General features: G+C 34.8%; 16 protein-coding genes and 1 tRNA gene. All 17 read left to right on the top strand.

The window, feature by feature from the left end:
* Positions 1-68 precede the first annotated feature (68 nt).
* The 17 genes from AB1422_01780 (at position 69) to rplL (ending at position 14,978) form a co-directional block, all read left to right on the top strand.
* Entirely contained in the window at positions 69-194 is a 126-nt protein-coding gene (locus AB1422_01780) for a hypothetical protein (GenBank protein ID MEW6618077.1), read from the top strand.
* Positions 195-1,068: 874 nt separating this feature from the next.
* Complete coding sequence (locus AB1422_01785; protein MEW6618078.1) at positions 1,069-2,226, top strand: tetratricopeptide repeat protein; 1,158 nt, start codon at positions 1,069-1,071, stop codon at positions 2,224-2,226.
* 146 nt (positions 2,227-2,372) lie between these two features.
* Positions 2,373-2,525, top strand: coding sequence for a 50S ribosomal protein L33 (gene rpmG, locus AB1422_01790; protein MEW6618079.1), 153 nt, complete (start codon positions 2,373-2,375; stop codon positions 2,523-2,525).
* A 9-nt stretch (positions 2,526-2,534) separates the two neighbouring features.
* Positions 2,535-2,612, top strand: a tRNA-Trp gene (locus tag AB1422_01795).
* A gap of 254 nt (positions 2,613-2,866) precedes the next feature.
* A complete protein-coding gene (secE, locus tag AB1422_01800; protein MEW6618080.1) occupies positions 2,867-3,091 on the top strand; it encodes a preprotein translocase subunit SecE in 225 nt (74 codons plus the stop codon).
* 1 nt (position 3,092) lies between these two features.
* Positions 3,093-3,623, top strand: a complete 531-nt coding sequence (nusG, locus tag AB1422_01805) for a transcription termination/antitermination protein NusG (protein MEW6618081.1) — start codon at positions 3,093-3,095, stop codon at positions 3,621-3,623.
* A 263-nt stretch (positions 3,624-3,886) separates the two neighbouring features.
* Positions 3,887-4,141, top strand: coding sequence for a transposase (locus AB1422_01810; GenBank protein ID MEW6618082.1), 255 nt, complete (start codon positions 3,887-3,889; stop codon positions 4,139-4,141).
* Positions 4,138-4,284: a hypothetical protein gene (locus AB1422_01815; GenBank protein ID MEW6618083.1), complete on the top strand. Its 147-nt coding sequence runs from the start codon at positions 4,138-4,140 to the stop codon at positions 4,282-4,284. The genes AB1422_01810 and AB1422_01815 overlap by 4 nt, the downstream gene beginning before the upstream one ends.
* A gap of 15 nt (positions 4,285-4,299) precedes the next feature.
* On the top strand, positions 4,300-4,470 hold the full coding sequence (locus tag AB1422_01820) for a hypothetical protein (GenBank protein MEW6618084.1): 171 nt from the start codon (positions 4,300-4,302) through the stop codon (positions 4,468-4,470).
* Positions 4,471-4,727: 257 nt separating this feature from the next.
* On the top strand, positions 4,728-4,937 hold the full coding sequence (locus AB1422_01825; GenBank protein MEW6618085.1) for a hypothetical protein: 210 nt from the start codon (positions 4,728-4,730) through the stop codon (positions 4,935-4,937).
* Position 4,938: 1 nt separating this feature from the next.
* On the top strand, positions 4,939-6,813 hold the full coding sequence (locus AB1422_01830; GenBank protein MEW6618086.1) for a glycosyltransferase family 39 protein: 1,875 nt from the start codon (positions 4,939-4,941) through the stop codon (positions 6,811-6,813).
* 5 nt (positions 6,814-6,818) lie between these two features.
* Complete coding sequence (locus AB1422_01835; protein ID MEW6618087.1) at positions 6,819-11,588, top strand: T9SS type A sorting domain-containing protein; 4,770 nt, start codon at positions 6,819-6,821, stop codon at positions 11,586-11,588.
* A 232-nt stretch (positions 11,589-11,820) separates the two neighbouring features.
* Complete coding sequence (gene rplK / locus AB1422_01840) at positions 11,821-12,255, top strand: 50S ribosomal protein L11 (protein ID MEW6618088.1); 435 nt, start codon at positions 11,821-11,823, stop codon at positions 12,253-12,255.
* 6 nt (positions 12,256-12,261) lie between these two features.
* Positions 12,262-12,972, top strand: coding sequence for a 50S ribosomal protein L1 (gene rplA, locus AB1422_01845; GenBank protein MEW6618089.1), 711 nt, complete (start codon positions 12,262-12,264; stop codon positions 12,970-12,972).
* 55 nt (positions 12,973-13,027) lie between these two features.
* The gene (gene rplJ / locus AB1422_01850) at positions 13,028-13,546 is read left to right on the top strand and encodes a 50S ribosomal protein L10 (GenBank protein ID MEW6618090.1); all 519 of its coding nucleotides are present in this window, start codon (positions 13,028-13,030) and stop codon (positions 13,544-13,546) included.
* A gap of 590 nt (positions 13,547-14,136) precedes the next feature.
* Entirely contained in the window at positions 14,137-14,514 is a 378-nt protein-coding gene (locus tag AB1422_01855) for a hypothetical protein (protein ID MEW6618091.1), read from the top strand.
* 74 nt (positions 14,515-14,588) lie between these two features.
* Positions 14,589-14,978, top strand: a complete 390-nt coding sequence (rplL, locus tag AB1422_01860) for a 50S ribosomal protein L7/L12 (protein ID MEW6618092.1) — start codon at positions 14,589-14,591, stop codon at positions 14,976-14,978.
* The last annotated feature ends 53 nt before the right edge of the window (positions 14,979-15,031 follow it).

The raw sequence follows: 15,031 nt of genomic DNA on the forward strand, positions 1-15,031 counted from the left end.
ATTCGTGCCAAAAACTTCTATCATATTGAGTCCTATCCAAAAACTTGAACATCGAGTAATAGAAATTTATGGAAATTTGTTGTTTTCCACAATCAATTTCTACCTATTTCTATAAATTTCAATCTATATTCTATTATCTTATCTCCATATCACTCTTATCTCCTTATCCCCTTTCTTACACTTTTGATATATAGCCTGAACGGTTACGTTTTTTTAGATCAATCTGTTCTAAAAGTTGAACAGTGCTTCCATCATAAATTCCTTTAACTGCCAGCATCTACCTTCACCTCCATTTCTATTTTACTCTAATTTTTCGTAACCGTTCAGCCACAGAGGCTCAGAGTTCACAGAGAATTAGAGAAATTAGCCACAAATGGACACGAATTAACCTCTGACATTCGATAAATGTAGTGCGAACCTTTAGGTTCGCTTTCCTGCTTGCCAGAAGCGAGGCTAACGTCTCGCACTACAAATCTTTTTATTATTCGTGTTCATTCGTGGTTATATATTCCCTCTGTGTTCTCTGTGACTCTGTGGCTATATCCCTGAACGGTTACCAATTTTAAAGCAGCCAGCTCCTTTAATTTTTGAGAAAACTGCTACTTTGTAGTACCCAGAACAGCAAGAACCTCATCTGGTATCCCTACTTGAGCTACACTCATACCCATTAAAGTCACCTCCTTGATAGGAATTTGCTTTTTGACTGTTTTTAGATTGTGTATCCATTTTTAGCCATTCTGAAGATATTCTATCACAAATTTTATCCTATGTCAACAAAAAATCCCAGTCTATTTATCCCGCAATTTGATTTTTTTTAATTTTAATTAAAAAAAATGTTGACAAAATTAAAGAAAAAGTGTAAAATATATTCTAATTATAATTATCTTCAGAAAAGCTAATTATAATAATGTGTAATTATTTAGCCATCTGAAGTGAAACAACAGGCAATGGTTGTTAGGTTCAGGGAGCAAGGTAAAAAATAAGCTCCAGTGCTTCGTGAATTTACTGTCTCACTTCACGGGGGTAAATAATTACTAAAATTTTAATATGAATGAGGAGGGAAAGATAATGAGAGGAATAAAGTTTCTCTTTTTATGGGTTATGATTTTTATTTTGGTCGCACCAATAATAAGTTCAGCCCAGACGCTGGCAGAGACAAAAGAAAAGGCAAAAAAGAGATTTGACACAGGCTATCAGTTGTATTTTAAGAGTAATTTTGAAGGAGCGGAGAAGGAATTTAGTAAGGCAATTGAATTAGACCCGTCAAATCCGGAGTATCATTTCTTTTTAGCGAAGAGTTATTATAAGCAAAAGAATTCTTCTAAAGCGATTGATGAACTTAGGCTGGCAATCGGGATTAAACCTGAATATTTACAGTCTCATTTACTTTTAGGTGATATTTATTTTGAAAGAGAAAATTGGACAGAGGCAGAGAAAGCCTATTTAAAAGCAGATGAGTTAGATGACAAAAATTTTGATGCCAATTTTAAAGTAGGACAGGTTTATATCAAACTAAAAAATGTAGATAAGGCGATTACACATTTAAGTAAGGCAAAGAGATTAAATGGAAGTGAACCTTATGTTTCGTTTTATTTAGGTCAGGCTTATTTGGAAAAAGAGGAAATCTCTTTAGCGGTAAGTGAATTTGATAATGCGATTCGGCTCCAAACCAATAATCCACTTTTCTATTATTGGCGAGGGAATGCCTTTTTTGCCGCAGGAGATTATCGAGACCCAAATGATTATAATTGGCGCTCGGTGGTAGATTATCAACAAACCATAGAATTTGGATTGACTACTCCGTATGTTTATTTTATGTTTGGGAATACCTTACTTAATCGGGCATTTTATTGCCTCACGGTTAAGAGAGATACAGATAGTTTAGACTTATTGGAACGGTCAATTGTCAAATATCAAGAGGTAACTGTATTAGAACCAAATGCTTCTAATGCCTACAATAATTTAGGGCTTGCTTATTATTACCTGGGTCGATTGGATGAAGCGATTGAGGCATATAGAAAGGCAATTGACCTTGAGCCAGTGGTAGCATTCTTCCATGATAACTTAGCAGATGTGTATTACAAAAAGGCTAATTTTAATGAGGCAATTGCTCAGTGGAAGTTAATTCAAGAATTAGACCCAAATTATGTCTTAAGTGATGTCTACTTCCCTACGCCACAAAAACCCATTAAAGAGAAATTACGAGAGGCAGCAAGAAGGAAATAAATTACATCATATCTTAAAACTACATTTCCACTCTACTTAATTTCTGGCAAAAAAATCTTTTTTAAAAATTTTCTTGACAAAAATTTAGATAATATAGTATAATTAAAATTCTTGTGTTTAATTTTGGTAAAAGGAGATTTTAAAAAATGCCACGAGAGATAATTATTCTGGCATGTTCAGAGTGTAAAAATCGGAATTATTCTACAACCAAAAATAAGAAAAAGCATACAGAAAAACTTGAGTTGAAAAAATACTGTCGAACTTGTAGAACTCATACACTACATAAGGAAACGAAGTAGTTGGGTAACAGGCCCGTGGCTCAATTTGGTTAGAGCATCGGTCTCCAAAACCGAGGATTACAGGTTCGAGTCCTGTCGGGCCTGCCAGAAGACAGAGGTCAAAAGTCAAAAAACAGATATTAAGGGAATATCTTTAAAATGTATGTGTTTAGCGTGTTCCAAAGTGCGTTGATTTGAGACTTATAGTAGTTATTAACGAAAATTTCTCATAGAACAGATATAGCAACAGGGTTGATGGTTGATAGTTTATAGTTGATAGTTTCATAGACTATCAACTATCAACAATACTAATGTGAACTTTTGGTTAATACTTACTATATTTTCTGATGGGAGAGAGAGTTGTGAAAGAGAAAATAAAAGAACTAATTTTTAAAGCAAAAAAATTCCTGAATGAGGTCTGGACCGAAGTTAATCCAAAACAAGGTAAGGTTTCCTGGCCTGACCGTAAAACAATTATTGGTTCTACGGCGGTAGTTATTATCTGCGTTCTGATTATCACCTTATATATTTATCTTGCGGATGTTATTTTTATTGTCGTGGTTAACCAGCTTATTGGTCGGAGGTAGAATGAGTAAAAATTGGTATGTTATTCATACTTATTCTGGATATGAGAATAAAGTAAAGACAAATTTAGAGCAACGACTTCAATCAATGGGACTGGGAGATAAAATTGCTCAAATTGTTATTCCTACTGAAGAAGTTACTGAAATACGCGGTGGCAAGAAAAGAAAAGTCCCAAGGAAATTTTTCCCGGGGTATGTATTGATAGAAATGGAAATGGCTGATGACACCTGGCATATTGTCAGACATACACCCGGAGTATTTGGATTTGTTGGCGACAAGAATAAACCAATTCCATTGAGTGAAGTAGAGGTTAAAGAGATTATTCATGGAGCAATACCAGGAGTTTCGAGATTAAAACCTTCTTTAAAATTTGAAAAGGACGAACCCATCCGGGTTATTCAAGGACCTTTTACTAACTTTATTGGAACGGTTGGAGAGATAGACCAAAAACAAGGAAAATTAAGAGTGATGATGAATATCCTCGGTAGAATAACACCGGTCGAAGTAGAATTTCATCAAGTGGAGAAGTTGTAACAAAGGTCAGCTTTTTCATCCGGACTACCTCCTTAATGTTTGGGGCAATGTCTAAAAAGACAACCCTCTTCTATTATATCAGATATCGGGTAGTCTGGATGACTTTTTATAAATCTTTTTTAATATCTTTGAAATATAAAAGTATTATACCAGACCTCGAAAGCAGAATTAACTTGACAAAATGAGAAAGATAAAGATTATGTTATTATAAAAGTTATTATGGCAAGACCACAAGACCATGGAGAGTACAATACCAAGGTGCAATATATCATGTAATGTCCAGAGGGGTGGCTCAACAGGAGATATTTCGTATTGAAGATGACTATCATCGATTTTTAGACTATCTTGAGAAGAGTGTGGATAAATATGGATTAGAGATATTTGCTTTTGTGCTAATGTCGAATCATTATCATTTATTTGTGCGAACAAAGGAGGCAAATCTTTCTAATGCACTACAATGGTTGCAAACAGAAAGGGATGTAGCCATTTATATATTATATATAGTCATACTGGATTGAGTAATAAAGAGATAGGTGAGATATTTGGAGTAAGTCCAACAGCGATAGGTAAGGCAAGTATCCGAGTAAGAAATCAGATGAGCGACCATAAAGGATTTAAAAAGAAGGTAGAAGATATAGTTAATTCTGCTTTCGAGATCTGACCCCAATATAGTTTCGTGACCCCAATATGGTTTGTCCTTTGGGATAGGAGGACAGCCCTTGCCCCTGCGGTTAAAAAGGCAAAGGAACTTGAGGAAAGGGAAGAAAGGATAGAAAAGGCGCTCAAGGAATATGCGATTCAACAACCTAAATTAGCAGCAGTTTTAAGAGAAGTTGGAATTTTGTAAAAACTTGACTAAAGATGAAACACTTATGTTCACAGCGAGTGGACATAAATGAAGAGGAAAATTAATGGGACGCAGATTTTCGCAGATAAACACAGATGAATTAGAGAATTAGATTTTTAACTTTGTGTGTCTTTGTGTAAAGAAAACTATTTTCAGGAAAAAACAATAACTTTGTTCTTTGACAATTTAATATGTTTTTTTTGTGTTGACAGAGGAAAGAGAGTAGTGGTATAATGGATAAGTGATGAGGTGAAGAGATGGGGAAGAAAGATAGAAGACAGAAGTCAGAAGTCAGAGAACAGAAAAAGAGGAAGTGGAAGGTTCATCTTAAAATTCCAAAGTTTCTCATTCCAAAGGATGAGCCGATTGTGCCAAAGGCATTTACTCCAATAGATTATGTGGGTGGGATAGTGGTATTTTTTATCTGCGGGAGAGTATATCTATATACGATAGAGGAAATGGAATAATATGGGTAAGAGGAAAAAGAAAATAAAGAAAATTAATCAAAAAACTCAAAAATCAATAATTAAAGATTTGTTAAGAAAACGATTATTTAAAAAAGAGAATTATATTATAGCAGGGATACTCATTTTTGCGTTTATTCTTCGATTAATTCACCTTTTTCAAATGCAAAGTAATTATCCCGAATTTTACTCACCTAACCCAGGAACAGATATGGGAATGTATGATAAAGCTGCTATGGAGATAGTTCATGGTAATCCAATAAAAGGTCCATTTTATTATAATCCTTTGTATTATTATTTCTTAGCCTTAAATTATTATTTATTTGGACATAACCTATTTATTATAAGATTAATCCAGGCATTATTAGGAATTATTACAGGTATATTAACATATTTTATTGCTAAAAAGATATTCAATGAAAAGGTAGCTATAATTTCTCTTTTGCTTTATGCCTTATGTGGTTATCTTATATATTATGAAGGAGTACTCTTATCAATAAGTTTAACTACTTTCTTATGTGTAGCATCTATTTGGTTCTTTTTTCAAGCAAGGGAGAAAAAATCAAATAAAAGATTTATCATTGGAGGTATGTTATTAGGACTGGCGACTCTTTCTCAACCTAATACTATTCTTTTTCTTCCATTTGTTCTTTTATGGATATTATTAGAGTTGAAAGAGGATGTAATAAAAAGAAGATTACAAAGATGTGCTATTGTTCTTTTAGCCTGTTTTGCAGCTATTTCTCCGATTACTATTAAAAATTACCTTGATTCAGGAAGATTTGTTTTAATCACAACAAGTGGGTCTTTTAACTTTTGGTTAGGTAATCACGAACATTCATCAGGATGGTTTGATTTTTTTGATAGAGATTTAGAAAGACTTGAAGAAAATAAAAAGAGTGATAAGAAAATAAATGATGTTTATATAGAAGATGTGATAAGATTTATTAAAAAAGATCCACTAGATTATCTAAAACTTTTCATAAAAAAGATACTTTTATTCTGGGGAGAATGGGATATACCTCATCAGGTACATTATGGGAAAGGTAAATTTTACTCTCCTTTATTAAAATGCCCATTTATTCTTGATTTTGGTTTATTAGCAACATGGGGAGTTGCTGGAATATTTCTTTCTCTTAAGAGATGGTTGAAGAAAGGATTATTACTTTATTTTTTTATTTTTGCATATAGCTTTTCAGTAGTGATTATAATGGTTAATGGAAGATATCGTCTTCCTGTGGTCCCTTTTCTTATAATCTTTGCGGGTGTTTTATTCATTTATTTATATGAGAAATTTAAAAAACGAAGATTTATCTCTCTATTCTTTTCTTTCTGGATATTAATCTTCTCAATTCTATTTGTAAATTCTCAATTTGTTTATGCTAAAATATTTTGTATAATTAACCCTAATGGAATGTATATAGAAAGGGATAATACCCTTTTTATTAGCGATAATAGTGAAAAATGTGCTTGGGAAGAAACAATTTCTATAAATTCACCTAATATGAAACTTAAAAAGGAATTCATTTTAATAAATGATATCTCATTTTTTAAAGAAGGGAAATTGTCCTTTGATTATATTTTTCAAGGAAATGGACATTTCATTTGTAGTATTAATGGGATAGATTCTCCACCAGCAATTTTATCATCGGATGGATTTATACATAATATAAGATTTAAATTCCCTCCTTATTTATTAAAAAGAGGATTAAATAGTATCATTTTTAAAATTACAAATGAAGGAAAGTTAGATATACCTGTCAGTAAATATTATAATTATGAAAGATCCTATATTTATGATGGGATAAAGTGGAAAAAGATAAATGGGGAATATTTAATTCAATTAGAATTGATAAAATTTAAAAAGGAGGATTTATAAAGAAAATGTATAAAAGAAAAATTTTATTGATAGGGATATTAATATTTATAGGAATAGGAAATAATATAGAAATTGCGAAAGCAGAGGTAGTAGAAGTAAGTGGAAATGTATATGGAACATGGACTAGTGGCAACATCTATGTTGCCACTGATACAATCAGTGTAGCGAGTAATACCACTTTAACTATTCAACCTAATGTAATAGTGAAGATTACTCCGGGTAAAAGATTAAATGTGTATGGTAAGTTGATTGCGGAAGGTATAGAATCAGGAACTATCACTTTTACTTCTTTAAAGGATGATATTGGAGGAGATACAAATGGAGATGGAACATCTACCTCTCCTACTGCTGGAGATTGGAGTGGATGCATTTTTGATGGTGAGGGAAGTATAGGTAGCAAACTAGATCACTGTGTAGTAAGGTATACTTACAAATATGGAATTTCCATTATTTCATCTTCTATTTCTATTAATAATTCTGATATTTGTGAAGTTTATGCTACCTGGGAAGGAGGTGAATATGTAGAAGTTCCTTCTTATGGAATTTATGTTTCATCAGGTACCTTAACCATTGTCAACTCCAATATTTTTAATATTTCTTCTTATGCACTGGGAGAGCGTTTTGGACAACCCCTTGGATATGGAATTTATATTTCTGGTGGTATTGTATATATTAGTAATTGTAATATTTTAAAGATTAGAAGTAGTAATGATTTGTATGGAGTATCAAAAGCCTATGGAATTTATGGGTCATCTACCATATCTTATATCAATAACTCTAATTTTTCTCAAATTGAAGGAGAAACCAATATTGCCTCATCAGAAGCCTATGGAATTTACTTTTCTAACTCATCTGTTTTTATTAATGATGAAAACTACATTTCACAAGTAACAAGTAAAGGTAGTTCTTATGGAATATATGTTTGTAATTCATCATCTCCATTCACCATTTTAAACTCTAAGATTTTTAAAATCATAGGTAATGGCTATGCTTACGGAATTTATCTTTCCAATATATTATCTGAAGGTATCATTCGTGGTATTAATATATTCGAAGTTAAGGGAAGAAATAATGGATATGGTCTCTATCTGCTCTCTGGACAATTGTCAATTATGGATAATGAGATTTATGATATTAAAGGAGAGTGTGTTGGATATTATGGTTTAGGTTATGGATATGGTATTTACATAGTTTCTGGACAAGTATCAATTATGATTAATAACATTTATGATATTAAAGGAATTGCTAATTTTTCATGGAATGAATTTGGATATGGTATTTATCTATCCCAAACACAATCATCAATATTAGGTAATAACATTTATGACATAGGGAGTGGAGGTACTACCTATTACTTATGGGCAGATGGTACACAGACAGCAGAATATAATTGGTGGGGTAGTACCTTTCCAATTCCTTTTAACTTCTCTAACAATATTGATTATGACCCTTGGCTGAAAGGAACATATACAGGATACGCACTAATTACTATTTTACCTACTTATGGAACGGTGGGAAACTTGGTATCTATAAGAGGTATTGGTTACAATCCAACAGAGCAAATAAAAATCGATTTTGGGACATCATACAATTATACCGAAGTATCAACAAACGCCGATGGTATGTTTTCTACTTCCTTCATTGTAAATACGCAACCTTATGGCCCTACTTCAATTGTAGCTACTGGGTTAAGTTCTAATAAAACTGCTTCGAATTACTTTCGTATCCTACCTCATATTTTATTTGTATCACCCAGTAGCGGTACTATTGGAAGTTTTGTTACCATTGAAGGTAATGGATTTGGTAAGATGGATACTATACGGGTTGATTTCGGAACAACTATATCTATCTGTAATATAATGTCAAATACCTATGGGACATTTATTGCTACCTTTACCGTAGATACTCAAGCCTATGGAACCATTCCTATTGGCTGTTATGGGATGACATCAGGTGCCTATGACTATGAATACTTCTTTATCAGAGGGAATATTGTCTGGATAAGTCCAACGCAGGGAACTGTTGGTTCGGCTGTGACTATAATGGGCAACGGCTTTGGAGCAACTGAACTAATCGGCATAGATTTTGGCACCACACTAAACATTAACCAGTGCACCACGACTACAGACGGGAAATTTACTACCCTATTTACGATAGATACCCAACCTTTCGGCATTACTACTATTACAGTTAGAGGGATGCAGACTGGTTTGGTGGATAAGGCTGGATTTACTATCCTGCCAAATATTGCCCTTATCAGCCCTATTTCTGGGACTATCGGTTCTATTGTCACCGTAATGGGTAATGGATTTGGTGCTACGGAATTGATCAGGATTGAATTTGGTAATATTCGTACTATTACCACTGTTTATACTTATGCTACTGGGGAATTTCAGACAGTATTTACAGTAGATTCTCAGCCGATTGGGACAACGACTATCATTGCTCATGGTTTGATGACTAATGCCTATGCTCTGGCACAGTTCATTATTCTTCCATTAACTACTTTAAAGATTACACCTGCCTTACAAAATGTAGCTGTTAATTCAACATTTACCTGCCAGGTGGAGATAGAGGATGTGGAAAGACTAAGAGGTGTGGAATTACATCTTAGTTTTAATCCCAATATCCTTGAAGTAAAAGAGATTGGGACAGGTACATTTCCACCAGATGGTTGGGTAATGCAGAATAAGTATGATAATATCAAAGGAGAGATAGATTATACCATTGGGTTGATTTCTGGCTCTGCTACTGGTTCAGGGGACATTTGTAAAATAAAATTTAAAGCAATATCAGGTGGTACATCAACTGTAATATTTGATTTTACTAGACCCAACCGTATCACAAAACTATTAGATATAGGAAACAACGGAATTCCATTTAAGAAAGAAGAGACTATGTATCAGGTAATCACTGGTATCGAAATCAAGCCAAAAGATAAAGAGATTCGTGCAGATGAAACTATTGATTATACCTGCCTTGCATCATGTGGAAGTTTAGAACTTGATGTTACTGGCTCTACTACCTTTACTTCAAATGGTGGTGGCTCTTTTACACTTAATACCTTCCATGCAAAATATATGAATACATATACAATTCAAGGGGAATATCTTGGATTTATTGGAACTACATCAGTGATTATCCTACCTGGCACTCCAACAACTTTAGTTTATGTATCAGGAAATGGTCAGGTTAATACCTGTACCTTTACCTTAAAAGACCCATTTATAGTTAAGGTAGTGGATAAATATGAAAACCCTTGCCAGGATGTAGAGGTAAAGTGGGAAATTATCTCTATCCCTTCTGGTGCAACTTTATATTCTATCTCCCCAACTAAAACCACAACCAATGTTCAAGGTACAGCGTCATCTTTCCTTACCTTAGGTACAGAACCTCCAGGTACATATAATGTACATGCTATTTCAACTGGATTAAGTGGGTCTCCCTGTACTTTTACTGCACATTCATTAAGGCGATTTGGTAATATAGCTGGTTTTTGCATGTTGGATTTGGGGACAGTTACATTAGGTACATGTTCAGATATTCAGGTAAGGATTGTAGAGCTTGGTACAACTACAATGACTAATAATAATTCTTATTTCATCTTTAAGAATATACCAGTAGGAACTTATACCCTTACTTTTGATACATGGGGTGCATCGTCAGCAACTAATACCAATATCTGTATTAGCCGAGCACAATTTGAGGATACTACATACATTGGTACTATTACACTATTAGCAGGAGATGTAAATAATGATGGCAAAGTAAATATTGGAGATTGGCCTGGATTTGTAGACAGTTTTGGTGATTATGAAGGTAATCCTGAAGGTAATTGGGAACAAACCAAAGAAGGAAATTTTAATCATGATAAGGTTGTTGATATTTGTGATTTTGGTATCTTTGCAGATAATTTTGGTAAACAGCAGCAAAAAGGTAAGACTAAAGAATTAACTACAATGCCTGCTCGTACTAAAAAGACCTCTGGTAGGATAGAGTTGTCCTTTGACCTTCAGACACTTGCAGGGGTAGATATTAATGAACTGCGTGTTGGAAATATTATCTATCTTAAGATATATGTTCGTGATGCAAAAGACTACCTTGGTGGTGAAATACACTTGTCATTTAATCCAAAGGTATTACAGGTAATAGATGCGGATAACGGCAAAGATGGTATCCAGATTCAACCGGGGGATTTCCCACGGGGTTCAGTGAAACATCAGGCTGATATTCTGAAGAATGAAGTAGATAATTCATCAGGTAAGATTGATTATGCTGTCGTAGTCTGGGAGCCAGAGAGAGATGATGAAGGATTATTAGCTACCGTGCCATTCAGGGTCATTTCTTGTGATGCCTATTCTAAAGTTAATTTTGAGTTTGATGATGAAGAAAACCGGGAAACAAAGTTTATCGAAAGAATTGGTCAGGAACAACCTGTTGACCAGCAACCTGATGTATTACCTGATGAAATAACTATCAAAGTGCCAGCGGTATATAATAATTTAGAGAAGGCACTGGTCTATCCCAATCCTTCTTATAACGGGAAAGAGGTAACCTTTACGCAGATTACCACTGATAAACAGGTTACTTTAAGAATATATAACTTAGCCGGTGAATTAGTCATTGAGAAACAAAAAGATAACATCTATGATAGCCAGATTAAATGGAATTTAAAGAATAAAGATAACGAAGATGTTGCCTCAGGTATTTACATCTATTTCTTAAAGGATGAACTTGGCTCGGTTAAGAAAGGTAAGATTGGGGTGATAAAGTAAAGCAGAGAGTAGAAAGTAGAGAGTAGAGAAAAAACTATCTTGCTACTCGATATTTATTCAATTTCCGTAACCGTTCAGGTGATAATTTACCGCAGAGACGCAAGAGGACACACCCCTAACCCCTCTCAAGAGGTGTGTGTTTTTCTCTGCAAACTCTTTTGTCTGTGCGGTGAACGGTTACCTACAAGCTTTAGTGTGCATCCTTTTCGCGAGACATTTACAGGAGACTAATATGGCAAAAAAGAAAAAGGTTGTTAAGGAGATTAAATTACAGATACCGGCTGGAAGGGCTAATCCCGCTCCACCCGTAGGTCCTGCCTTAGGACAGGCAGGGGTAAATATTATGGAGTTTTGTAAGGAGTTTAATGCACAAACATCCAATCAGGAAGGTCTAATTATCCCGGTAGTCATCTCCGTGCACGAGGATAGAACATTTTCCTTTGTTTTAAAAACACCACCTGCGGCTGTCCTTTTAGCTAAAGCCGCGGGGATAGAAAAGGGCTCCGGAGTGCCTAATAAACAAAAGGTAGCAAAACTTAATATCGAAAAAGTAAAAGAGATTGCGAAGATGAAACTTAAAGATTTAAACGCTTATGACATTGACCAGGCGGCACGACAGATTATGGGCACGGCTAAAAGTATGGGAATTGAGATAGAAGGGGGATAAAGTAAAATGGCTCGTTGCGGTAAAAAGTTTTTAGAAAAAAGTAAACTGGTAGATAAAGAAAAATTATATGATATTGATGAAGCACTTGACCTGCTTAAACAAACCTCCTGTGCTAAATTTGATGAATCAATAGAGATAGCAATAAGGTTAGGCGTCAACCCAAAACACGCTGACCAACAGGTGCGTTCTACGGTAATTCTAAGGCATGGCACAGGTAAATCTCAACGAATAGCGGTTTTTGCTAAAGGAGAAAAGGTAAAAGAGGCAGAAGAAAATGGTGTGGAGATAGTTGGTGCCGAAGACTTAATTGACCGTATAAAAAAAGGGTTTTTAGATTTTGATGTCGCTATCGCTACCCCAGATATGATGCGTGATGTCGGACAGTTGGGTAAAATCCTTGGACCACGAGGACTTATGCCTAATCCAAAAGCAGGCACCGTCACCTTTGATGTCGGAAAAACAATTAAGGAGATTAAAAAAGGTAAGATTGAATTTAGATGTGATTCGTTTGGGATAGTCCACTCGGCTATCGGCAAAGTTTCATTTTCAAAGGAAATGCTTTATGATAATTTTAAAGATTTTGTCTTAGCTATCCTTAAGGTAAAACCAGCCACGGTTAAAGGACAATATGTTAAAGGTATCGCTTTATCTACAACAATGGGACCCGGCATAAAACTTGACACAAAGGTAACAAAGAGATTGCTTGAAGAAGGCTAAAGATGATATATTTTCTATAATGAAGATTATAATTCTTTGAAAAGGGGTAAATAAAATGCGACCAGCAATTATTAAAAAAGAAAAACAGGTTAGCGAATTAAAAGAGAAATTATCTAAGACATCTTCGGCTATTTTAACAGATTATCGAGGTCTAACCGTTAAAGAAATTACAGATTTAAGACGCAAATTCAGAACCGCAGGCATAGAATATAAAATCATAAAAAACAACATCATCTTTAGAGCGGTTAAAGAAAGTGACCTCGATGCCTTAAGTGAATACCTACAGGGACCTACGGCCATTGCTTTTAGTCTAAATGACCCGGTGGCTCCAGTTAAATTCTTAATAGATTTCTCCAAAGAATATAAAAAACTTGAACTTAAAGCAGGGATTATTCAAGGTAAGGTTCTAAAGGCTGATGAACTAACCCAGGTATCCAAGTTACCACCTAAAGAAGTATTAATTGCCCAGGTAGTAGGGGGAATGAAAGCACCGTTAGTCGGTGTAGTTAATGTCTTAAGTGCGCCAATAAGGTCATTGGTTAATGTATTAAAGGCGATTGAGGGGAAAAAATAACCAGGACCAAAGACTATAGACCGAAGACCAAAGGCAAAAAACAGCGGGTAGCTGGTAGTTTCACGCCAAGCACGCAAAGGACGCAAAGGAAAATAAGGGAAAAAATTACCTTTGCGTCCTTTGCGTGAAAAAACTGTTTTCAGGGGAATGTAGTTTTGTAAATCTGTGTAATCTGCGAAATCTGCGGATTATTTTCAGGAGAAACCGGGCATGTCCACGGTGGTGGACACAAACGACGATGAAAATTAATGGGACGCAGATTTACAGGATTTACAAGATTTTAAAGAAAAACCACTAAGGCACTATAAAAACATCAAGAAACTCTAAGGAAATAACTATAGAAATACAATATAAAAAATTAATTTTAATCCTGTTCATCTGCGAAAATCTGCGTCCTAATTTACATTTTCAGGGGAAACGGACATGAGCCAGGGCTCACAAAGGGCAATGAAAATGGGAGAAAGACAACCCCCTAACCCCCTTTATTAAGGGGGAATATCTGTTCTACACCAGAGGATACGAGTCTGTGGATACTATACTAATTCGCTAATCTCTAATTCACTAATTCGCTATTTTCAGGGGAAACAGGGATGAGTAGAATTGTAAAGAAAATCGAAATTGAAGGGAAAGAAGTTATGGCACTGTTTGATACTGGTGCAATGCATACTTATGTCTGCAATGAAATTGTGGGTAGTGCCCCGACAATAATTATCCCGGAGCCGTATAAGGTTGCATTTGATGGGAGAATAATTGAAGTCAAAAAACTCTGTCTTTTATGGGGTAAAATTGAAGGCAGAGGATTAGATATGGAGGCAGTGCCGATAGATGACATCGGGAGAATAAATGGAAATAAGATAGATGTGGTCATTGGCGCATTAACTATGGAAAAGTGGGAAATAATCCCTAATCCAAAAGATGGAACATTAGATTTAACAGGACTCAAACGACGTGAATTTATTGAGTTTTGAAAAGTAATAATTGGGCTATGGTAACTAATTACTATTCACCAATTACCAGTTACCAAAATATAGGAGGTGAAAAAATGGCAACTGCTATTAAAAGCAAAGAGGAGATTATTGATGCTATCTCTAATATGACAGTTCTGGAACTCTCAGAATTAGTTAAGGAATTAGAGAATAAATTTGGGGTATCTGCGGCAATTCCTATGGCTATGGGACCAACGGTAACACAAGCCGTCCCAGAAGCAGAAAAGGAAGAAAAAACTGAGTTTGATGTTGTTTTAGCCAGTTTTGGTGAGAATAAAATCCAGGTGATAAAAGAAATTAGAACTATTACCTCTTTAGGATTAAAAGAAGCTAAAGAATTAGTAGAAGGCGCTCCACAGCCAGTGAAAAAAGGTATTCCAAAAGAAGAGGCTGAAGAAATCAAGAAAAAATTAGAAGCCGCAGGAGCGAAGGTAGAGATTAAGTAACAGAAAACAGAGGACAGAAGTCAGAGCTCAGGTATTTAAGGTATTCCCTATTA

The organism is bacterium, from assembly GCA_040757115.1.
Classification (GTDB): domain Bacteria; phylum UBA9089; class CG2-30-40-21; order CG2-30-40-21; family SBAY01; genus JBFLXS01.